Origin of the sequence: Flavobacterium zepuense (assembly GCF_007097145.1) — a bacterium.
Classification (GTDB): Bacteria; Bacteroidota; Bacteroidia; order Flavobacteriales; family Flavobacteriaceae; genus Flavobacterium; species Flavobacterium zepuense.
Map to the genome: position 1 here is coordinate 80897 of NZ_VJVZ01000001.1, position 20670 is coordinate 101566.

The window sequence follows — 20670 nt, forward strand, 5'->3', positions numbered from 1 at the left end:
AAAAGAAATAATATGACGCAAAGACATTGACATTTGTCACAGGTTTTGGTGTCAGGCTTTTCAACAGGCAAGCGCATTCAGTACACGCTCATACACTATGTTTACTCATCGTGTGCTGTTTAATTTCCGAAGGTGTTAAATTTACGATAGCTTTAAATACCACCATATTGAAAAAAGACTAACCTTTAAACCCGACTGCATAACAAGTTGCAACTACATCAGGGCCCTTTCATTAAGAGGTGCTTTGGCTTTTTTGACGCGGTATTGATTAACAAATCAGGAAAGGTCATTTCAGTTTGCCGCTTAAAATATCTGCAAAATGCCGGTGTCGTCATATCCACTGGCAGCCACTACGTTCATATCCTATTGGGGTCAAATTCAACATCGACTATCCCATCACAAGTTTTTACTTTTAATAACCATTAGCTTCTCTCTTGTCATTTCATTCATGGAATAAGAAATGCCTCCCATACCAATACCTGATGAATCCCGCCCACCAAATGGCATCCAGTCGACACGAAAAGCAGTATGATCGTTGATCATTACGGCGGTAGCATTCAATTTTTTAACTATATCGAAGGCGATATCTAAATCTTTCGTAAAAACAGCGGCCTGAAAATGAACCTCCAATGCATTGGCTTTCTTAATGGCCTCGTCACGCACTGTAAAGGGATAGATGCATACAACCGGGCCAAAAATTTCTTTGCAAGACACTTTAGAACTTTCTGGTGGATTAAATAAAATCGTTGGCTGAAAAATAGTTTCAGAGACCCTTGTTCCACCGGTAATTAGTTCAGCGCCATCAGCAATAGCCTCTTTGACCCACTCGGCCACGCGATCGGCTTCTCTTGAATTGATCAAAGGTCCTACATCTGTACTTTTTTCTGAAGGGTCGCCAACAATTAATTTATTGGTCGCTTGGGTAAACTTTTGAATGAACAGGTCGCAAATATCCTGGTTCACATAAATTTTTTGGACGGAAACACAAACCTGGCCTGCATGGTAAAAACTGCCTTTGACCAGATCGGGTATCATTTCGGCAAAATCAGCATCTTGCTCAACAATTACCGGGGCTGCGCCACCATGTTCTAATGCACATCTTGTGCCTTGAGACAGTTTACTTTTTAGATACCATCCGACTTTTGCAGAACCAATAAACGAGAAAAAACTGATCCGAGGGTCAGTGACTAACTTTTCTGCGGCCTCTTTAGAACAAAGCACAATCTGGAGCCATCCGGATGGCAATCCTGCTTCTCTTAAAATATCGGCAAGGGCCAGGCTTGATAATGGTGTTGCTAACGCTGGCTTGAATATTACGGGACAGCCCGCCGCCACAGCAGTAACAATTTGATGAACGGCCAAATTCAAAGGGTGGTTGAACGCACTGATAGCAGCCACGACGCCAATAGGCTCTTTAATTGTAAAAGCTAGCCTGTTTAATGATGCTTCAGTAAGCGCCATAGGAACTTGTTCACCCTTTAATTGTGAAATGTGCTCAACGGCCAATTTAACGCCTTTTATGGCTCTTAACACTTCTGCTTTAGAATCCTTGTAAGGTTTGCCGCCTTCGCTAATTGCTAAAAACGTTAACTCTTCGATCCGGGCATTCATTATCGAGGCTGCTTTTTCCAGTACTTCGATCTTTTGGTATGCCGGAAGCCAAAGAGACTGGTCATCGAATAAGCTTTTAGCATTTTGAATAATGTTCTCAATTTCATTGGCCTCGATCAAAGTCAATTCCTTAACCAACTTTTGATCGTACGGCGATCTTATTTTCACTGTGTTTTCCATGATTTTTATATTTGTGTGCGTAGAAACCAAGCCATCTTCTCGTGATCACGCATTAATCCAGTTATAAAATCACTTGTGCCCAGATCATTGAAATCCTCCGTGAACCGGCTTATCTTTTCCCTTAAAATTCTGATAATATGCTCATGATCCAGTAATAGTCGGGCTGCAAAACTTCTGCTATCTTTTTCATCATTACCGGATTCCAGCAATTTTGTTAGATCCAAGAATGTCTTTAAGGTAGCTGGCGCGTAGTGGCCCAATGAACGGATCCTTTCCGCAATGCCGTCAATGATATCATCCAATTGCTCAAACTGCACCTCAAAAAATTTATGCTTATCATAAAAGTCTATACCTTCCACGTTCCAGTGCGCATTTTTTGTTTTGGTGTAAAGCACAAATTCGTCAGCTAATATATTTGACAGATCATTAGCTATAGCTTATCGGTCGCTATCTGATATTCCAATATTTGTAGTCATATGTTATAATTTAATTTCTCAAAGCTTACAGCATGGGGATAGGCTATTAGAAATCCTGTGCTGCTGGCCTGAGTACGATCTCATTGATATCAACATCAGCCGGTTGTTCTATCGCAAAAGCTATTGCTCTTGCTACACTGGCAGCCGGAATAGCAATTTTATAAAATTCATTAACACCGACAGAACTCTCTTCGTGGTTGGTGCTTAACTTCAATTCCGAATCTACTGCGCCAGGTTCAATTATTGTGGTACGAATATGACGACCTACTTCGTGTCTCAACCCGTCACTTATTGCCCGGACAGCATATTTGGTTCCACTGTAAACGGTACCACCGGGGCTAAAAACTTTGATCCCGGCAACAGAACCTAAATTGATGAAATGACCCGATCCCTGTTTTTGAAAGATCGGTAAAGCTGCGGCGATCCCATAAAGTACCCCTTTAATATTGACATCGATCATATTGTCCCATTCGTCGGTTCTCACTTCAGCCATGGGCGCGATCGGCATAATGCCGGCGTTGTTGATCAAAACATCGATCTTACCGTACGCACTGACGGCTATATCAACTAAGCCTTGCACTTGTTCTTTTTGGGTTACATCCGTTACCTGATATAATGCTTTGCCCCCCTTTGCCGTAATATCGTTTACAATTTGTTCTAGTTTGTCTGAGCGCCTTGCCCCCAGCACAACAATTGCGCCTTTTTCGGCAAGATGTTTTGCAGTTTCTTCTCCCAGGCCACTGCTGGCTCCGGTAATTACTACTATTTTATTTTTAATATTATTTTCCATTTTTCTATTTTTAGATTTATAATAACCTAATGTTATATAGCGTTAGCACCGGCAACTGCCACCTCTTCATCCTGTGCTACAGTCCCTCCGGATATACCAATTGCGCCTATTATCTTGTCATCGCCATTTATTAAAACCATACCGCCCGCGAATGAAATTAAACCTCCGTTAGAATGTTCAATATTGTACAAGCTGCCGCCTGGTTGTGATAATTTTCCAATTTCACCCGAGCCCATATCAAAAAAGCGAGATGTCTTTGCTTTCTTTATCGCGATATCTGCACAGCCCAACAGGGCACCATCCATCCTGCAAAACAGTTTCAGGTTAGCACCCTCATCTACTATTGCAATGTTCATGGCAACACCAATTTTTTCTGCCTTGGCCTTTGCTGCTGCTAAAATCTTTTCGGCCTGATTCAGTGTAACATTCATAACGCTTTTTTTAAGATATTTAGTCCAAAGGAATGGTTAAAACAACTTCCCTGTTTTCCAGTAAAGGCAAAATTTCCCCTATTACCAGCTCCTGATAATGAGATGAATTACGGTGTTCTGCCACGGCAGCTTCGCCTGTATAACCTTCTGCCAATACCAAGATATTTGGCTCCGAAATGCTTTGGTGGATTTTATAAAAAAGGTTGCCTGTTTCTTTGATACTTTCGGCCCGAACAGTCTTTAATAGGTTTAAGACCTTATCTATCTGCCCTTCCCTGACTTTCCATGTAGCGAATACATGGATGATTTGTTGCTTTTCCATTTTGCTTCCCTTGTAATAATTTTTAATAATTGAGAAGTTAATAGGAAACCGCCCCCCGGCTGTATACTAAAGAGGGACGGTATCACTATCTTTTACTTTTTTTTAGATTCCAGGATATTGACCATCTTTTCCGCTACTCCTTTAGCTGAGGCTGGATTCTGACCGGTTACCAGGTTACCATCCGCAATGCTGTGAGCAGACCATGGCGCAGCTGCGTGAAATTTAGCACCCTGTTTTGTTAAGGCTGTCTCCAGTAGAAAAGGGACGTCCGCTACGGCGTAGGCGTTTTCTTCCTCATCGGTAAACGATGTGATATTCTTTCCGTTTACCAGGTAGGATCCATTACTCAATTTAACGTTCAATAAAGAAACGGGGCCATGACATACCGCGCCAACAATCGCTTTCCGTTCGTATGTCTTGCGTATTACCTCTTTAAGGAGCGCATTTTCCGGCATATCTGCCATCGGTGCCAAGCCTCCCGGTATGAACACTGCATCATAACTGTCGATGTTAGCATCTGACAATTTGCCCGCTTTTTGCATGGCCTCCCATCCTTTGCCGGTTAAAAAGGCGAGGTTGTCCGGGTCACTCGCCAGGTTAAGTGCATCCAGATAAGGCGTGTCGCCTGTTAAGCTGGCGAAATCTATTTGGTACCCCGCTCTGCTAAATTCTGCATAAGGGTGTGCAACTTCGGGAAGAAAGATCCCGGTTCTCCTGTTGTTCGGTCCGATCGCATTGGCATTGGACACGATGATTAAAATTTTCTTTTTCATGGTTTCTTTACTTTTAGTAGTACTTGTTTTTTCTTTTGCTGATGTGTTGTCTTTTTTATACTGCGCGTTGGAAGATAAAAAAGCAAGCATGAGAGTGAATACCATTATTGTTTTCATGGCTGTCATTTTTTAATTGTTATAAATTATTTATAGTACAAATTTATTACGTCAACCCTCCTCAGTACAAGGAGGGAACTCACAAAAACAGTGTGACTGAAATCACAGTTATATTGGTTAGAAAGAAGTCATCCGTGCTTTGCGTGAAGCCTGCTAAGGGTTTCCCGGCTAAGGCCCAAATATTCGGCTACATACTTTTTGGGCATCTTTTGTATCAGGTTCGGGTATAGGCGTGCAAATTCCTCGTACCGCTGTTCCGGATTTCCGGAAAGCAATGAAATGATCCTTTGCTGAAGTGCCACATAGCCTTTTGTCAGCTTTATCCTGAAGAAATGTTCCATCTTATGGAGTGCCGCCGATAAGTTTTCCCTGCCCTCAAGGGTAAGGCATAGAACTTCCCCCGCTTCCATACAAATTACATTCATATTAGTATGCCGATGGTTGAAATAGGCAATATAGTCTGACATCCACCAGTTCTCCGTTGCGAATTGTACGATATGTTCTTTTCCACTTTCTTCCAGATAGAACACCCGGAAAATACCGCTCAGGATCAGGTACTCATACAAGGCCTCATCACCCTGCTGAATCAGAAACTGATTTTTCAATACTTTTCTGATCGTAAAATATGGTTTTACAGACTCAAACTCTTCATCGCTGATCGGCGTGATCTGCTGGATATGCTTTCTCAGTTTTTCCATGGCCTGAATTTTAAACTATCACAAACTCACCATCTGCTTTAATGACCACCTCGTCCATTAACTGCTGAAACGGCAATATTCTGCCTACTCCATAATCCGAACGCTTAATCTCGGCCAGGACCTGAAAACCGGCGGTCAGGTTTTGCGTATGTGGATTTATCTTTGTTCCCCTGTAGTGCAGATCAATAGTGACGGTCCTGGTTATTCCATGTATGGTTAATTGGCCAATTACCTTGTAATGGTGAGCTGACACTTCACCAATGATCAAGCTTTTAAAGTGGATAAAGGGATATTTTTCGCCATCAAAAAAATCTGCGCTGCGCAAATGTTCATCGCGCTGCCTGACTTGTGTATCAATTGAATCCACCAGGGCGCTGAATTCGATGGATGCATCACTAAAATCGGGTTTCGAGGTTTTAATATCGATATTAAAAGTATTAAACCTGCCTGTGATATCATTGATCAACATGTGGGTAACGGTAAAACCTAAATGCGAATGGTCTTGGTCGTTCCTCCATATTGTTTCTTCTTCCGATACTATTTCGGTTACATTTTGTAATGTGTCGTCCAATAATTTCATAATGGTTTTTTTGTTGATTAATTGAGAAAGAAATATCAGGTGTTAAAAATGCGGGCTGGGATTATTCCGGACCCGCATGTATGTTATTTTTCCCCGGCAGAACCGTCATAACCAAACTGAATGCCTGCCGTTCCACCGGTTTCTATAAATAATTTCATAAAACCTTCCACCGTTTCTTTTCTGTCCCAGTCGCGTTGGAGTTCACAAAAAAGTTGTACTGTGCTGATCGAAATCGCACCGGCTTGTTCCAATCGTCTGATGGCTACATCGTGAGCGACTTTGGAGGTCCCGCCCACAGCGTCCACCACCAAATAAACCTCATAGCCCTCTTTCAATGCATCCAGGGCCGGGAATGCAAGACAAGCCTCCGTCCATAAGGCAGCCATAATAAGTTTTTTGCGCCCCGTTGCTTTTACCGCCTCTACAAATTCTTTATCTTCCCAAGAATTAATAGAAGTTCTGTCTAATGACAATATGCCGCCAAGATGTTTTTTTACTTGTGGAATGGTTTCTTGATTTAGCCCGGTCTTGACATTCACGGTTGTCAGCACGATTGGCATACGGTAAAGTTTTGCCGCATTTATCGTTCCGACGATATTATTGATTAACAACTGCCTGTCCATTGAAGCTATAGAATTAACTTGCGGAGGTTGATAATCGATGATAATTAAAGCGGCATTTTCTGCTGTAAGCAGGTGGTCTGATTCCTGATTGCGAATTGGTAAACTACTCATGTTTTCTAAATTTTAAAATGTTACTATTATTTCTGCCAGAAAAACATCAAGTGATTGATACTTGTGATGCTTTCTGAAACAAAATTATGCACATCAAAACCTTAGAAACTTGATCTATGGTAAGATATACTTGATGGTTTTCGTTATCTTGTGTCGCGGGCGGATATCTTTGTTAGATAAATCGGCCGGATCAATAGAAATGAATGCGCTGACGAAGGTGGAACAGGCTTTAAGGAATTTCTATATAAATCGTATTTATAGCACTCTGCATCCTAGCACCCAGATTATACAAGCATTGGCAAAGATGAGAATATCTTTGAAGGTTATTAAAATAGTCATCGTGTAATGGCAGTTAATGCATCAACTCCTTATGTGGAGTTCGCAACAGGTTGAGCTATGCAAAAAGGTGATGCTATCGTTTGATTAAGCCTGTTATATTTTGGGATGCCTAATCACGAATGACCAAACAATTCTGTGATTGCCTCTCTAAATAAAATTTATGCATTTTAACTTATAGAATAAATGTCTGATCTTTAAATGCGTATGTGGTTGTACAAAAACACTATTGCATAAGGACGTATTTTCAGGCTGTTGAGCAAAAGATATAAGCTTTAAGTCTTAGTTTTTATATCTGTTTTAAAATAAATAATACTGATAATAAAAACAATTTACATCCTTGCAAGTGTAATGGTTTTATGTGGTCAAACTGAGCGGTTCTCCATTTTTCCAATATTCTTCTTGCAAATAAAATACCTTTGTTATCTAGGACAATGTTTATGGCAAGATTGCTTTGAAAAATTTATTTCATGCCTCTTTCGGGATTCCTGACCAGGTTCCGACGGATCCGACTAAGTGATTCAGGGGTTATCCCAAGATAGGATGCTATAACCAGTTGTGATAGTCGAAGACCCAGATCAGGATACAATTTTATGAAACTGTTGTACCTTTCTTCTGCTGTTGCAGCTAGCAGTAAACTTACCCTTCTTTGTATATCTCGAATCGTATCATTAAGTCTAAGTGTATTATATAATCCAAAATCAGGAATGACTACATGGGCCAGATCCATAAATTTGTTATTGATAACCACAACTTCAGAATCTTCGAGGGCATCTACATAGAATTGAGCTGGCTCTTCGAAAACAACACTATTGCGATCTCCAATAAAGCCGTTTTCAACCGCAAATTGAATAATATGTTCCTTGCCCTGCTTATCCAAAGTATAAGAACGGAGAAGGCCTTTACTCACGAAAAAGAATAATTTCGTGCGGGTATTCGCAATCAGTAATATCTCTCCCCTAGATACTTGTCTTGTTTTTAACTCATTAGATAGCATGGAAAACTGCTCATCAGTAATAGAAGTTTTACTTTTAAGATATTGCCTGAAAATTTCCATACCATAATAAATTTAAAACGTTAGTCAAAGAAATGCGGTCAGTGCAATCGATTATTTAAACTACTACTGGGTAATTTTTTGGTTGTGAACTGCATTTGTCCACATTGACTATATTGCGATAAAGCAAAGGTATATTTTAAACCGTTCATTTCAAAATAGAAATCATACACTTTATACCTGTTAGCAGAATTCATATTTTGCCTTTTATGTTTGTCCTGTGCTGAAGCCCAAATTCTACCAAGGCTCTGATTACAGGCAGGGTTTCTAAAGCATGGGTTGTCAGTGCATAAGATACCGTCACGGGTCTAGTGTTGTTAACTGTTCTGGTAATTAACATATTTTCTTCCAATTGCTGTAGTTCCTTGGATAGCACCTTCGGGGTGACGCCGCCCGATACCATGGCAAGGTCCTTGAACCGCAAAGAACTGCTATGATACAGGCTTCGTAAAATAGAAATCTTCCATTTACCACTCAAAAGTTCAATTGCATCTGTCAGGGCTAATTGCCTTTCAATATTGGGCTTAAGATCACATTTTAATTTTTTCATACGGATGGTCGCTTTCCTATAGGTAAGCAATAGCAAGTTAACAGTTATGTTGGAATAAATTTGCCAGTAAACAACAGATTAAATACACCAAGTAAATGGAAGACAGAAGCGATTACCCATTAAAGGGTAAAAAGGTGGTGCTGCTGGGCGGCACTTCAGGAATTGGCCTTGCTGCCGCATCAGCAATGGCAAAGGAAGGTGCACTCGTTGTCGTGGTATCAAGCAGCCAACAAAAGGTTGACGAAGCTTTAACCTTACTACCAAAAGAAAGCATTGGCTTGGCCGCCGATCTTGGAAACGAAAAACAGATCGAGCAGCTTTTTGAAAAGATTGGAGAACTTGACCACCTAATTTTTACCGCCGGAGATACGTTACAACTGCACGAATTATCGAAATTGGACATTGAAGAGGCAAAACACTCTATCAATCTTCGTTTTTGGGGCGCTGTAATGGTAGCAAAGTATGGGTCACCACGGATAAGAAAAGATGGGTCGATTACTTTAACCACGGGTGCCCTAGGACGAAAGCCGAGGAAGGGTACAATTGTGATCTCAGCGATAGCGAGTGCAATTGAAGGGCTGACCCGCGCACTTGCTTTTGAACTCGCACCAATAAGGGTTAATGCGGTATGTGCTGGGACTGTCAGGACCAACCTTCTGGGAAACATGCCTAAAGAGCGCAGAGAAGCTTTCTACAGCCAAATTGGAAGCAAATTGTTAACAGGTAGGGTTGGCAATGCAAATGAACTTGCTGAGGCTTATTTGTATCTGATTCGCGGGAGCTTTAGCACCGGCCAAATTATCGTGGTTGATGGAGGGAGCTTGCTTGTATAATTGACATTTTTAATAGTGATAAATCAAATGTTTCTGTAGATGTTTCCTTTTTATTAGTTAATATCAGCTTATTAAGCTGACAAGTAATTTATACCGCTTTAAGGCATTAATATCAGGAAAAGTCATTTGGAAAATGGATTAAAGACATTCCGAATTCAATTAGAGATTTACTGGATGTGATGACCAGTACCATTCCCCTTATGTGGTAATGCACGATCTATCATTTATTACTTTTGTACACTAACAGATTGCTTATCGGGCCTAACAAGAGTTTCAATACTGACTGCTTATGATCCTGTCTACAAAATCTTAGACTTAAATTCGCTTCTTTTTTTTAGTTCGCAGGACCAATAAGAACTTGAAAATCAAGGTTAATTTATTCAATATCACCGACGAAGCGTTTATTACCAATTTTCGTTCGGAATTCTTTTCCTTTTATTTAATAACAGATGCGGAAATGAATTTAGGATCAATTCCAAAATGTCCATAATGAACAAATTAGTTTTGCCTAGTAGTTTTATCTTGGAGCAACGGTTATAGTTTTTACTGACCGATTTACTTAACTAATGATTTATTTGTAACTTTGCATATAACGAATTATAACGTTCTTTAAATCAGTCAGCTTCCTTGCAGGAAGCTTTAAAAGATACCGGAGATAGGAAAGTGTTGTGGCACTTCTGTGGCACTCACATCTACTAAGTTGATTTCTGTGCTGTAAAAGCGCATTTTGACCCCATAGTTCATTTCCCTCCCTCTCCGCCAAAGCCATTTTCAACTTGAAAAAGTAGAAATATGTGCGGTGTCAAAGAAGTTGTGGCAATTTTGTGGCAAAACTTCTTTGAACAAGAAGGAAATAAGCATTTACGCGGGTTTGGAGCTATAGGTTCCACTCCCTCTTTCTCCGCCAGATGAAGTTTACGACTAGACTTCAACAAAACAAGAACCTTTAAATCCCAGGAATTAAAGGTTTTTTTGTTTTCAGGATTTAGTTGACCTATTGATGTACCTGTTCTTAGACATTATTGACAAGAATAATAAAAAGCCTCAATAATGCCTGCAATTAGTATATACGATCTCTAAGTAAAGCTGGAGACTACTCTGTCATAAAATAATAGTACAATTCAAACGTCGTTTATATAGGACCGCTCAATAAAGTAATTTGGACTTTTCAGAAAACCATCCCTTCATTTTTAGCCAGACTTTTGTCCTATATTTTAATCTCGAAAAATGGAAGATAAAGCAACTGTTTTAGTAACGGGCGGAACGGGTTTTGTAGCTCGGCAAATCATCCTGCAATTGTTACAAAAAGGTTACCGGGTTAGGACAACTGTCCGCAACCCGGCAAGTACAGCCGAATTGAAAGACACGCTGATAGCACAGGGGGTGACGGCCATTGATTATCTTTCGTTTGCAGAAGCAGAACTTACAAAGGATGATAACTGGCAACAGGTAATGGAAGGTTGCAAATATGTATTGAGCGTAGCATCGCCGATATTCTTTAAGAAGCTCAAAAATGAGCAGGAAGCCATCCGGCCTGCGGTGGAAGGCATTTTGCGTATTCTGAAGTTTGCAAAGCTCGCAGGCGTGCAGCGGGTAGTCATGGCCTCCAATTTCGGTGCGGTCGGGTTTACGCAAACCGATAAAAGTAGAGAAACCACAGAAACGGACTGGACAGATACAGCAGCAAAGGGGTTATCAGTTTACGAAAAATCAAAAACACTGGCAGAGAGAGCAGCCTGGGATTTTATACGGTCAGAAGGTGGCAATTTGGAATTTGTAACCATCAACGCCGTTGCCATTTTGGGCCCGGCACTTGATGCGCATATCTCCGGTAGCTTCCATTTGCTTAAAAACCTGCTGAACGGTTCAATGAAAGCGGTGCCGGAAATTGCGCTAAACATTGTAGATGTCAGGGATGTGGCAGACCTGCACATCCGCGCCATGCTGACCCCTGAGGCCGGTGGACAACGCTTTATTGCCAGTGCAAACGGACAAATTTCATTGCCTGAGATTGCTGCATTACTAAAAAAAGAGCGACCGTATGCATCACAACTGGTTGCTACAAGGCGGCTGCCGACCTGGATCCTGCGATTAGTGGCATTGGTAAACGGGCAGGCTAAAGAAGCGCTGTTACTCATCAGGATGAACCGGAATGTAAGCAATCAAAAAGCCAGGAGCGTATTAGGCTGGCGCCCTATTGCCCCACAGGAAGAAACATTACTGGCATCGGTAGATAGCATGGTAAAATATAACCTTATTAAAGTTCACTGATATGAGAATAATAAGCGGGGCGTTGATTCTGATTTCCTTATATTTGGGTATCAGTCATGTTAGCCGTGCATTCAGGAAACCGTCTGAAGAATACATCCGTATGATGTCGGCCCTGGGAATACCGGATGCTATTCGAATAGTGTTTGGCGTCTGGGCGATCACCTCGGCCCTACTGATCATGTTCCCAAGGTGGTTCTTTTGGGGAAATACGCTAAGAGCCGTGCAGTTGATAGTCATGATGGCCCTGGCGCTAAAAGCAGGGAATTATAAGTTCGCTTTAATAGAAGTGCCGTTTTTTGATCGTGCCTTTGTTGCTGATTTATTTAGGGCATCCCTTTAAAGACGAAACGACTTAACAACACTAAATCCGGTAAAGATGAGAACGACAACAAACCAGGTAAAGCCTGCCATACTGAGAGAACAGTTCATTCCAGACCACCTATTTTTATATCTTGCCAAAGGTAATGTCAGCTTTTTTGATGGCAATGAAATGTATACCTACCAGTCCGGGGATTGCTGTATTGCCCGCAGGAACCACCTTGTCAAATTCATACTCAACAGCACTGCGGAAGATTTTGAGCCCATCATGTTTTGTTTTGATGAGGAGTTTCTCCACCAGTTTTGGCAAAAGTACCGAAATAACAGGGAAAACTTTTTGTCCGAGCGGGCTGTTATTGCGGTTGCTAAAAACGAATTGATTGATAGCTTTATCCGCTCGGTAAAACCTTACTATAAAGGTGCTATGGAACTGGACGCAGCTTTTGAAGATATTAAGTACGAGGAGCTTCTGCTTATCCTGCTCAGGTCGCAACCTGAGCTTGAGGGTATATTCTTTAATTTTGATGCCCCTCAAAAAATTAATATAGAAGCCTATATGAACCGGAATTTTAGGTTCAATGTCGGCCTGGAGCGATTTGCTTTGCTGACAGGGCGCAGCCTTTCTGCGTTTAAGCGTGACTTTAAAGCGGCTTTTAAGGATTCACCAAGCCGCTGGTTAGTGCGGAAGCGCTTACAGGAGGCCTATTTTCTTGTGCAAAATCAAGGCCGGAAGCCTTCAGATATTTATCTTGAACTCGGTTTTGAATCTTTGTCCCATTTTTCTGTGGCCTTCAAAAAAGAGTTTGGGATAGTTCCAACCTCACTTTTAACGAATACATAAAGACTTATTGATTAACTTCACTTAAATGATTGTCAGGAGTTATGCGCAGTAACACTTTTCCAGAAAATCTAAGTCAAAACAAAGGGCTTTCTATACGTATTGTTTCTCCTGAGTTTGGCCATATAGCGCCGGAGTCGGCGGCTCAATACGGTCCTGCCCAGCGGCTGCCTTACTATTTTTTTCTTTTAGTGCTCTATGGGAGTAGTCAGGAGATTATTGACAGGGAAACTATCGAAGTAGGTAAAAATGAGCTTTTTTTTGCGTTACCCCATCAGATTAGACAACTGGCTAGAAGCGGCAATGGTGCGGACTATTATAAACTGGGCTTTGACGATGATTGCCTTTCGCGATTGCCGCGGAAGTTTCCCTTTCTGCTCAACCCCCTGAACCAGCAAAAAATCAGTTTTCCGCCCGATGCTGCACTTAGGCTTTGTAATACATTTAAAACCTTAAATGACCTACTGCGTACTGCCGATACTGATCCGGAACTGATCCTTGCTTACCTGAACAGCCTGCTTACCGAGATAAACGCCGCTTATTTTATAATGCATAAAAAGCAAACGATAGGAAGCCTTGATAAGTTTTTAGGGTTTAAGCTATTTGTAGAAGATCATCTTACAGATCAGCCTGCCATAACAGAGATAGCAGAAAAGCTTGCCTTAAGCACAGATTGTTTATATAGGATCGTGAAACAGCATTCCGGGGTTTCACCTAAGGAATTCATCACTGACCGTTTGATTATCGAGGCAAGGCGCAGAATGTATAATAACCAACACACATCTGTAAAGGAACTGGCATTTGAGCTTGGCTTTAATGACCCGGGTTATTTTTCGCGGTTGTTTAAGAAAGTAACCGGTAAAACGGTAGCCAGCTTTTATCAGGATTTGTCCCTGTAAATGCGGTTTTTGTCCGATCCCTAGAAGTATATTAGCCCCACATTTGTCAAAAATAATTTAATTATGGACAGACAAGTGGGTAAAATATTGGTAACCGGTGCGACCGGTTTAGTAGGTTCGAGGCTTTTGCCTCGCCTTGTTGAAGATGGGTATGATTGTTTTGCACTGGTACGTGGCAAAGAAGTTCCGGCCGGAGTAACGGTTATAGAAGGCGATTTGTTTGACCCGGCAACACTGCAAGAAGCGGTGAAAGACGCAAAAGCCATCATTCACCTGGCAGCCGTGTTCCGCTCACCGGACACGGACCTGATCTGGAAAAGTAACATGGAGGGTACGCGCAACCTCATTAATGCCGTAAAGACTATTGCTCCGGATGTCCGTTTCATTTTTGCAAGTACCAGCCATGTATATGACAAAAACAATCCGCACCCCGGTCGGGAGGATGATGCGCTTAATCCGCAGCATGCCTATCCGGCCAGTAAAGTTGCTGCGGAAAAGGAACTACGCGAAAGCGGACTGAACTGGTCAGTTCTCCGCTTCCCGTTTGTTTATGGGGATGGTGATGGACATTTGGAAGAATTGCCTAAACATGTAGTTGCTGCCAAATTTCATCCGGCTATGCGGATGAGTACCATTCACCATCGCGATATATATACGGCTATCATCATGGCTTTGCAGGGGATCATCGATGGCCGGGTGGTCAATATTACAGATGAGGCGCCAACAACACTTTACGAATTATTGCAGCTCGTTGGTGAAAATATGACTGCATCCGCGGAGCCGCTGGCCAACCCCTGGTATCTGCATGCTGATGCCTCACTGGCCCGCAGTCTGGGCTTTCAACCTTCTGTGAGGACTGTTTATCAGGCAGCGCAGGAAAACCTAATCTGACAACTTACTCTAATCTTTTAACTGATCCCGCCGGAAATACAGCAAAGATGGGCGTAATCTTCAAATCGCTTCAACTCAAAAGCTCAGCCTCTTCAATAGTGCCACATAGAAGCTCCTAAATATTTTAGGGGCTTTGAGCGCTTGTGTCCTGCCCGCCTCATATGATAATGACTGCTTACGATGTGGACTATTACTTTCCTTTTATGAAGATGCGCTTACTGGTTTAAATGAATCCAAATATTTTATATCGAAACGCCATAGGATAGACTAATAAGGAAAGTTGCTACAATAACTGCACTTTTACCCCTAAAGAAAGTTTTAAATAATCTTGCGGTTGCAGGTAGCTATTCGTAACAGCACTCACAATATACAAGTCATTGCTGCTTATTTCATAGTAACATGTTATTGATTTTGCCAACAAAGGCTTTTCTTGGCGAAATAGGAAAGTCAGCTGTTGGCCGATAAAAGCATTTATACGCAGTCTGGTTGAAAAGCCATAATAACTGTCTGGATAACTGTCTGGCTCCTTTATCCAGTAATCACGTCCCATTGTGCTGGTTATGTAAAGTCCGGTATGAAGTGGACGCAAGATAACTTTACCATTTATATGTAATGACCATGGTATATAATTTTGTTTTATAGTAAACACAAGCTGACTTTGCTTACCGGTATAGCGAGGTAGCCATCCTATCAGGAAATCACTCTCCCACTGCTTTTTATTACCATAATCCCATCCTGACCCTATGGCGAGAAACCCCATTCCTCCGGCATATTGAAGCTTAACATATTTTGGAATAAAGCTATCCCAAACTGACCGATACTGTTTAGTCCTTTCGATTGAATCATTAACAGAAATGCTGTCCTGCCCGAATGCATGCGTAGATATGATAAATGCCATTCCAGTATAAAACAACTTAAAAACTAACAACCTCATAATTGTAGCTTTCATTTGTTATCGTAAATATGTAATACCTGTGCTTATCAATATTTGAAACACCATAGTATACAATACCGTCATTAAAAAGATCAACCTGATGTAGTTGGTGCTCATGTCCATTAAGGCAAAATTGCATACCTCTGAATTGCTTAGTATAGTATTGAAATAAACCTGAGGTGTTATTGTTGAATTGTTCAGAAAAGGGACGGGCGTGCATGGCAACGACCGTTTTTTCATATTGGCTACGGGAATCGTTAAGTTCGTTTTCTATATATTGATAATCGGGAACTGCCTGTGAGTAATCGTACTCTAAAGCATTTGTATTCAGGCACACAAATTTCATGTTCCCTGCAAGAAAGGAAAAATTTGAACTTCCGAAGATGCTTTCAAATACTTGTTGGCCATTGGCAAGACAATCATGATTGCCAAGCAGCGCAACGTAGGGTATGGTCAACGCATTTAGAATATCCCTTTGCCATTTAAATTCGTTTGTTGCACCAAAATCTGTAAGGTCTCCTCCGTGAATGACAAAATCTAAGTCATCGCGGTTATTGATCGACTGTACACAAGCCTGTGTTTCATCATACCAACGCTGCGTATCACTTATAAATGCAAACCGTATGACCTTTTTTCCTTCGCAGCTCTCCTCTATTCGGCTAATATTTTTCGAGTTAATATTTCTTTCACCTGTTATTTTTCCATCATATGGGCTATATTCAAATAAATCACAAGATTCTAAAACAAAGCAGAAAGAAACCAGTAAAACTATTTTTTTCATTTTCTAATTATGGGAGAAAAAGTGGTTATTATTATGTGGTACTCAGCAACTATTAATAAAATATAAATTGCTTTATATTTCTATATTTTGTAGAAGCCACTGCTCCAAGAAGATGAAAGCTGCCCGGAAATATATCCCGAACAGCATCATCAAAAACAACTAACGAACATGACCAGCCCTCCCCGGCTGGCAAAACCTTAGTAAAAATTCGAAGTCAACAGCTATGAGTTTAGCATTTCAATACAGTACATTATCCGTGCATGCTCCCCTTTGTATAGGAAGTGTTTAGGAGCGTATGTTCAATTAGGGCGAACATTTCAGGGATAGTTATTTTGCCCGTATTTATCGCAAGACTGTGTTTATTGTAGGGCGCATATACCTGCTCACTGGTTACGGAAAACAAACCTATTGTTGGTGTACCTACTGCACTGGCCAAATGCATTACTCCGCTATCGGCTGCTATAAAGAGTGATGCATTAGCAATAATTGCCCCTATTTCGCGTATGTTGGTACTGTAAAAAGATGGTATAATGGAGTCTAACCTTGAAATGTTTTCTACAGGCAACATCTCAATGAAATTATAGTCTGGAAAAGATTCAACCAGCCCATTATAAAATGCTTCCCACCATTGGTTAGAGTAGCATTTATTGCCGGTAGCATTAGTGAAAAGACAGATGGTCAATTTTTTGTTCTGAACAATAGCATTCAGTATTTTTTCTCCTTCAGCAATTTCTCCGGCACATAACCTGAGATCCAGCGGTGGAATCTGATTTTTATTTTCCTCAAAACCCTGACGAATCAGGAACCCCCTAAAGTTGTAAACAGGGCATTTGGCATGGTGCCCGTGGTCTGGATATGCAAACTTGTAATAATTATCAGCTTCCCCGAAAAATTTGACCTTTGACCTGGCAAATAATGTTGATAGCCTTCCCGAAGAGGAACCTTCATTTGCATTGATGACAAGGTCATAGGAGCGCACCCTGAGTACAAGCCACACTCGGATGTATTTCAGTATATTGCTGAAAGGTTTTCGGGGTAACTGGATGATCTTTTCGATATTTTCGTAGTTCATAAATATATGCGGGGCGGCGCTCCCACCAACAAATAAATCTATTCTGCATCCAGGAAACATGTAGGTTACTTCCTGCACCAGCGGCGTAATTAATAAAAGGTTGCCTAATCTATGATTTGGCCTTGTAATCAGTATCTTCCTATCTCTTAAAAGTCTAAAGTCATTATTTTGTACTGATGACTTTCCTATATCCCTAGTTAGGATTTTCATCACGTGTTTCCTAAGCACGTTAATTTCAAATGGTATTTTCATTAGTTATGAAATTTAGTCAGATAGATATAAAATAATGGCGGGCAACTTTGCAAAATCAAATTTACAGAAGGTTCCGAAGTAACCTCATTTATTTTAGTTGGCTTAAACACCGGAGTTGGTGTTTGGGCAAATATCCTGTGATATTATGGGGCATATGTATCCAAAAGTTGCATTGTTGCAGTAGGAAGGTTTATGTTGACGCAGATGCATCACATTTTGAATATGGCGCGTCGTTCATTCAAATTAGCCTCCATCTAAAAAAATCTACTTTTTGTGTTTTACAAATGGATTAAGTGACACCCCAATATTAATATACGGGGCAGAATCTGTATGCGCTTCCCAAGTATAATCATTAAACGAACTGTTCTTTTCAAGCACCCGTACAGTTGGGTTTACCCGGTAGCCTGTTTTGAAAGTAAGGGTAATGCTGCCCGGTAAAATATGTTCGTAAACAAGGCCAACGTTACCGTCAAGTTGCCGATACTGGTAAGTGGTATTGGCGGCATCTCGATCGTAAAGGAAAAAGGTTGTATTAAAATCAAGATCGAAACCAGCAGAAAGCCTACCATTATTTGACATTTGCCTGCGTAAGTAGGCATAACGGGGAAGTGTAAGGTCTACCGTTAGTTTATCATTAAATTTATGCTGGTAAATAAATATTGGTGCAATTGGAATTTGCGCGCCTGGGTCTGTTGTTCCTGCTATACCGACACTCATAGTTGTTGTCTCATTAGCTTTTAGTACAACAATACCGCTAAAAACCCCACGTGTACGTTCTATTCTCTTTTCACTTCCATCCAATGCAAATCCTGCCGTGTAGATGACTGTCTTACCAAATAGCTTTGCAAAATAACTAAAGTTTAGCCCCTCAGTATGATAATGGTAATCCTCTTTGTAGTTTTGTTGAATGTTGGGTGTTGATGTCGAAAATCTTGATTCGGATGAGATCAGCCGGTAAAGCCCGTTTATCTGTACCAGCCACCGGCGGTTTTGCAGCAAATTAAGGTTTATACTTGCTGTAGACTGTGACCAGTTTGTAAACTCTCCATCCGGCAGATCCCGATCCCTTAAATTTGATGAGAAATTATAATTACCGTATTGTTTAAAATCGATACTGAAAGGCCTCTGTTCGGCGAACTTATCGGCGTTGAAGCGGATTACCTTCTTGGCAACACTGTCCTGGCTTTGCGCATTGGCAAGGAATGGCAATGTTAAAAATGAGGTGAATAGTATTAGGGCCGTTAGGCGATCCAGCGTTTTCTTTGCTAAACAAGGAGAATGAGAAATAAACAAATTGTGATTAAACATAATTACATGGATTGAGTGTTTACAGTTATTAATTTTTTAGGTCCAATCTTTATTGGGACGAACGTATTATTACCATTAGTAGCCAGCTTAACATAGCATATAGGGATATTCTTAACTTTTATTACGGCAAAGTTCAAGTATTAGTAAAAAGTGTATGTAGCCATAAGTCGCATAGACGTAGTCGAAAGGGAGAAATTTTGCGGCACAAAAGATTTAAATTGAAGGCAGGTATTTGAGAAGCGACTACCCCGATAATGTTTTAATAGCCTATTAAATGCTGAATAATAAATGGAAATATTAACCATTCCTTATATCAGTTTATCACTTGTAAGATTGAAATATTGCCGGATTTGCGTAAGTAAAAGTTGGTTTAGTCTTAAAAGCTTGCTAAACGGTTAAGGGTGTTCGCAGTCTATCTTAAATGCAATCTCGTTTAAAGATAGATTTGTTATTGAATGTTTTTCGTTTGATTTTTCAATCAGCTTATTGGGGATATGTTGTTGCACATTTTGCCCTGGGTACTTTTAACAGGACTGTATAGGAACTAGTAGAGATGCAATATCAGAATATGCAGGTTTTTTATAAATAGTGATAGGTTTATTAATGCTATTTAATTAAACGATTGCCGGAAATCTAAAGGGCTTTGATTGGTCTTGCTTTTAAAGAGCTTACTAAATGACTGGGGATGTTCAAACCCCAGCTGGTATGCAATTTCACTAACGGATAATTCTGAGGTTGATAGCTTTTCTTTCGCCTTTTCAATCAGTTTTTCATGAATCAACTGCTGGGTGGTCTGGCCGGTAAGCTGCTTTAATAGACTGCTTAAATACTTGGATGACATATTCAGGATATCAGCAATTTCATTAACACTGGGCAATCCCTTTAAAAGCAGGTCTTCACTATTGATACGCTCTGCCAGTACATCCTCCAGGCGGCTCAATATGTTGTGGTTAATTATTTTCCGGGTAATGAACTGGCGTTCATAGAAGCGTTCTGCATAGTTCAGTAGTGTTTCAAGACTGGAAATAATAATATCTTGGCTAAACTTATCAATGTTGGAGCTGTACTCGTTTCTGATGTTTTCTATAATTCCATTGATGACAGCTTCTTCCTTGTCGGACAGAAATAAAGCTTCATTTGTATTGTAACCAAAATATTCGTATTGCTTTATTTTTTTTGCCAGTGAGGTATTCCATAAAAAGTCGGGATGGATAAACAACATCCAGCCACTTAAATTATGCGGCACACCATTGTCTTCGCCACGCAGTATTTGCCCCGGAGCAAGAAAACCCATCATGCCTTCGTCAAAATCATATTTTTGTTGACCATAAAAAAGTTTGTCACAACCCCGCTTCATAGACACCACGTAAAAATCAAATAATACAGTGGTGATATCTGTATTGTTGGCTAAACCTTCCAGATTTAAAATACTGATGAGCGGATGATGCGGTTTGTCATAGCCGCCAAGCCTGTGCAGCTCTGTAATGGTTTTTATCCTATATGGTTTTCTATCTTCCATGTTGTAAAGTTACTTATTAAAATATATTTTACTAAAATCAATAGCCATGAAAATTATGGCTACAGCAATAATTGATATCAAAACCTTCCTCACGTTCATCTA

22 protein-coding genes are annotated in these 20670 nt (G+C 40.6%); 6 read left to right on the forward strand and 16 right to left on the reverse strand.

What is annotated here, in order from left to right; genetic code table 11:
* Positions 1-396: 396 nt before the first annotated feature.
* The 11 genes from FMM05_RS00395 to FMM05_RS00445 form a co-directional block, all read right to left on the reverse strand.
* Positions 397-1791 carry an aldehyde dehydrogenase family protein gene (locus FMM05_RS00395; RefSeq protein WP_143371369.1) on the reverse strand — a complete coding sequence of 465 codons (1395 nt, stop codon included), beginning with the start codon at positions 1789-1791 and terminating at the stop codon, positions 397-399.
* Positions 1792-1796: 5 nt separating this feature from the next.
* Complete coding sequence (locus tag FMM05_RS00400) at positions 1797-2225, reverse strand: Dps family protein (RefSeq protein ID WP_235894344.1); 429 nt, start codon at positions 2223-2225, stop codon at positions 1797-1799.
* Positions 2226-2313: 88 nt separating this feature from the next.
* The gene (locus tag FMM05_RS00405) at positions 2314-3057 is read right to left on the reverse strand and encodes an SDR family oxidoreductase (protein ID WP_143371370.1); all 744 of its coding nucleotides are present in this window, start codon (positions 3055-3057) and stop codon (positions 2314-2316) included.
* Between the two features lie 32 nt (positions 3058-3089).
* Positions 3090-3488 carry a GlcG/HbpS family heme-binding protein gene (locus tag FMM05_RS00410; RefSeq protein WP_143371371.1) on the reverse strand — a complete coding sequence of 133 codons (399 nt, stop codon included), beginning with the start codon at positions 3486-3488 and terminating at the stop codon, positions 3090-3092.
* A 19-nt stretch (positions 3489-3507) separates the two neighbouring features.
* Positions 3508-3810 carry a putative quinol monooxygenase gene (locus FMM05_RS00415; protein WP_143371372.1) on the reverse strand — a complete coding sequence of 101 codons (303 nt, stop codon included), beginning with the start codon at positions 3808-3810 and terminating at the stop codon, positions 3508-3510.
* A gap of 92 nt (positions 3811-3902) precedes the next feature.
* Positions 3903-4700 (reverse strand): type 1 glutamine amidotransferase domain-containing protein, encoded by a 798-nt coding sequence (locus FMM05_RS00420; RefSeq protein ID WP_221932233.1) that lies wholly within the window; start codon positions 4698-4700, stop codon positions 3903-3905.
* A 128-nt stretch (positions 4701-4828) separates the two neighbouring features.
* Entirely contained in the window at positions 4829-5305 is a 477-nt protein-coding gene (locus tag FMM05_RS00425) for a Crp/Fnr family transcriptional regulator (protein ID WP_235894326.1), read from the reverse strand.
* Between the two features lie 103 nt (positions 5306-5408).
* The gene (locus FMM05_RS00430) at positions 5409-5978 is read right to left on the reverse strand and encodes a YceI family protein (RefSeq protein ID WP_143371374.1); all 570 of its coding nucleotides are present in this window, start codon (positions 5976-5978) and stop codon (positions 5409-5411) included.
* An 83-nt stretch (positions 5979-6061) separates the two neighbouring features.
* Complete coding sequence (locus FMM05_RS00435; RefSeq protein WP_143371375.1) at positions 6062-6712, reverse strand: hydrolase; 651 nt, start codon at positions 6710-6712, stop codon at positions 6062-6064.
* 799 nt (positions 6713-7511) lie between these two features.
* A complete protein-coding gene (locus FMM05_RS00440; protein WP_143371376.1) occupies positions 7512-8105 on the reverse strand; it encodes a Crp/Fnr family transcriptional regulator in 594 nt (197 codons plus the stop codon).
* A gap of 190 nt (positions 8106-8295) precedes the next feature.
* Positions 8296-8652 carry a winged helix-turn-helix transcriptional regulator gene (locus FMM05_RS00445; protein WP_143371377.1) on the reverse strand — a complete coding sequence of 119 codons (357 nt, stop codon included), beginning with the start codon at positions 8650-8652 and terminating at the stop codon, positions 8296-8298.
* A gap of 95 nt (positions 8653-8747) precedes the next feature.
* Between FMM05_RS00445 and FMM05_RS00450 the strand changes: the two genes are divergently transcribed.
* From FMM05_RS00450 to FMM05_RS00475, 6 genes are all read left to right on the forward strand, one after another.
* Positions 8748-9485, forward strand: a complete 738-nt coding sequence (locus FMM05_RS00450) for an SDR family oxidoreductase (protein WP_143371378.1) — start codon at positions 8748-8750, stop codon at positions 9483-9485.
* 1227 nt (positions 9486-10712) lie between these two features.
* Positions 10713-11756 (forward strand): NAD-dependent epimerase/dehydratase family protein, encoded by a 1044-nt coding sequence (locus FMM05_RS00455; RefSeq protein WP_143371379.1) that lies wholly within the window; start codon positions 10713-10715, stop codon positions 11754-11756.
* A 1-nt stretch (position 11757) separates the two neighbouring features.
* Positions 11758-12096 carry a DoxX family protein gene (locus tag FMM05_RS00460; RefSeq protein WP_143371380.1) on the forward strand — a complete coding sequence of 113 codons (339 nt, stop codon included), beginning with the start codon at positions 11758-11760 and terminating at the stop codon, positions 12094-12096.
* Between the two features lie 36 nt (positions 12097-12132).
* Positions 12133-12915 (forward strand): helix-turn-helix domain-containing protein, encoded by a 783-nt coding sequence (locus tag FMM05_RS00465; RefSeq protein WP_143371381.1) that lies wholly within the window; start codon positions 12133-12135, stop codon positions 12913-12915.
* Positions 12916-12956: 41 nt separating this feature from the next.
* Positions 12957-13811, forward strand: a complete 855-nt coding sequence (locus FMM05_RS00470; protein WP_143371382.1) for an AraC family transcriptional regulator — start codon at positions 12957-12959, stop codon at positions 13809-13811.
* A 63-nt stretch (positions 13812-13874) separates the two neighbouring features.
* Positions 13875-14702 carry an NAD-dependent epimerase/dehydratase family protein gene (locus FMM05_RS00475; protein WP_143371383.1) on the forward strand — a complete coding sequence of 276 codons (828 nt, stop codon included), beginning with the start codon at positions 13875-13877 and terminating at the stop codon, positions 14700-14702.
* Between the two features lie 283 nt (positions 14703-14985).
* Here the strand turns inward: FMM05_RS00475 and FMM05_RS00480 are convergent, their stop codons facing one another.
* The 5 genes from FMM05_RS00480 to FMM05_RS00500 form a co-directional block, all read right to left on the reverse strand.
* Positions 14986-15651, reverse strand: coding sequence for a hypothetical protein (locus FMM05_RS00480; protein WP_221932234.1), 666 nt, complete (start codon positions 15649-15651; stop codon positions 14986-14988).
* A complete protein-coding gene (locus tag FMM05_RS00485; RefSeq protein ID WP_143371384.1) occupies positions 15617-16417 on the reverse strand; it encodes a metallophosphoesterase family protein in 801 nt (266 codons plus the stop codon). Before FMM05_RS00485 ends, FMM05_RS00480 begins: the two co-directional genes overlap by 35 nt.
* Before the next feature lie 250 nt (positions 16418-16667).
* Complete coding sequence (locus FMM05_RS00490; protein ID WP_143371385.1) at positions 16668-17741, reverse strand: glycosyltransferase family 9 protein; 1074 nt, start codon at positions 17739-17741, stop codon at positions 16668-16670.
* Positions 17742-18005: 264 nt separating this feature from the next.
* Positions 18006-19049 (reverse strand): DUF6268 family outer membrane beta-barrel protein, encoded by a 1044-nt coding sequence (locus FMM05_RS00495; protein WP_143371386.1) that lies wholly within the window; start codon positions 19047-19049, stop codon positions 18006-18008.
* A gap of 610 nt (positions 19050-19659) precedes the next feature.
* On the reverse strand, positions 19660-20568 hold the full coding sequence (locus FMM05_RS00500; RefSeq protein WP_143371387.1) for a helix-turn-helix domain-containing protein: 909 nt from the start codon (positions 20566-20568) through the stop codon (positions 19660-19662).
* Between the last annotated feature and the right edge of the window lie 102 nt (positions 20569-20670).

Coding starts and splice junctions, on each gene's coding strand:
- FMM05_RS00475 (WP_143371383.1), top strand. CDS start 13,875: ATGGACAGACAAGTGGGTAAAATATTGGTAACCGGTGCGACCGGTTTA.
- FMM05_RS00470 (WP_143371382.1), top strand. CDS start 12,957: ATGCGCAGTAACACTTTTCCAGAAAATCTAAGTCAAAACAAAGGGCTT.
- FMM05_RS00445 (WP_143371377.1), bottom strand. CDS start 8,652: ATGAAAAAATTAAAATGTGATCTTAAGCCCAATATTGAAAGGCAATTA.
- FMM05_RS00490 (WP_143371385.1), bottom strand. CDS start 17,741: ATGAAAATACCATTTGAAATTAACGTGCTTAGGAAACACGTGATGAAA.
- FMM05_RS00440 (WP_143371376.1), bottom strand. CDS start 8,105: ATGGAAATTTTCAGGCAATATCTTAAAAGTAAAACTTCTATTACTGAT.
- FMM05_RS00495 (WP_143371386.1), bottom strand. CDS start 19,049: ATGTTTAATCACAATTTGTTTATTTCTCATTCTCCTTGTTTAGCAAAG.
- FMM05_RS00420 (WP_221932233.1), bottom strand. CDS start 4,700: ATGAAAACAATAATGGTATTCACTCTCATGCTTGCTTTTTTATCTTCC.
- FMM05_RS00395 (WP_143371369.1), bottom strand. CDS start 1,791: ATGGAAAACACAGTGAAAATAAGATCGCCGTACGATCAAAAGTTGGTT.
- FMM05_RS00455 (WP_143371379.1), top strand. CDS start 10,713: ATGGAAGATAAAGCAACTGTTTTAGTAACGGGCGGAACGGGTTTTGTA.
- FMM05_RS00500 (WP_143371387.1), bottom strand. CDS start 20,568: ATGGAAGATAGAAAACCATATAGGATAAAAACCATTACAGAGCTGCAC.
- FMM05_RS00405 (WP_143371370.1), bottom strand. CDS start 3,057: ATGGAAAATAATATTAAAAATAAAATAGTAGTAATTACCGGAGCCAGC.
- FMM05_RS00465 (WP_143371381.1), top strand. CDS start 12,133: ATGAGAACGACAACAAACCAGGTAAAGCCTGCCATACTGAGAGAACAG.
- FMM05_RS00410 (WP_143371371.1), bottom strand. CDS start 3,488: ATGAATGTTACACTGAATCAGGCCGAAAAGATTTTAGCAGCAGCAAAG.
- FMM05_RS00480 (WP_221932234.1), bottom strand. CDS start 15,651: ATGAAAGCTACAATTATGAGGTTGTTAGTTTTTAAGTTGTTTTATACT.
- FMM05_RS00485 (WP_143371384.1), bottom strand. CDS start 16,417: ATGAAAAAAATAGTTTTACTGGTTTCTTTCTGCTTTGTTTTAGAATCT.
- FMM05_RS00430 (WP_143371374.1), bottom strand. CDS start 5,978: ATGAAATTATTGGACGACACATTACAAAATGTAACCGAAATAGTATCG.
- FMM05_RS00415 (WP_143371372.1), bottom strand. CDS start 3,810: ATGGAAAAGCAACAAATCATCCATGTATTCGCTACATGGAAAGTCAGG.
- FMM05_RS00460 (WP_143371380.1), top strand. CDS start 11,758: ATGAGAATAATAAGCGGGGCGTTGATTCTGATTTCCTTATATTTGGGT.
- FMM05_RS00435 (WP_143371375.1), bottom strand. CDS start 6,712: ATGAGTAGTTTACCAATTCGCAATCAGGAATCAGACCACCTGCTTACA.
- FMM05_RS00450 (WP_143371378.1), top strand. CDS start 8,748: ATGGAAGACAGAAGCGATTACCCATTAAAGGGTAAAAAGGTGGTGCTG.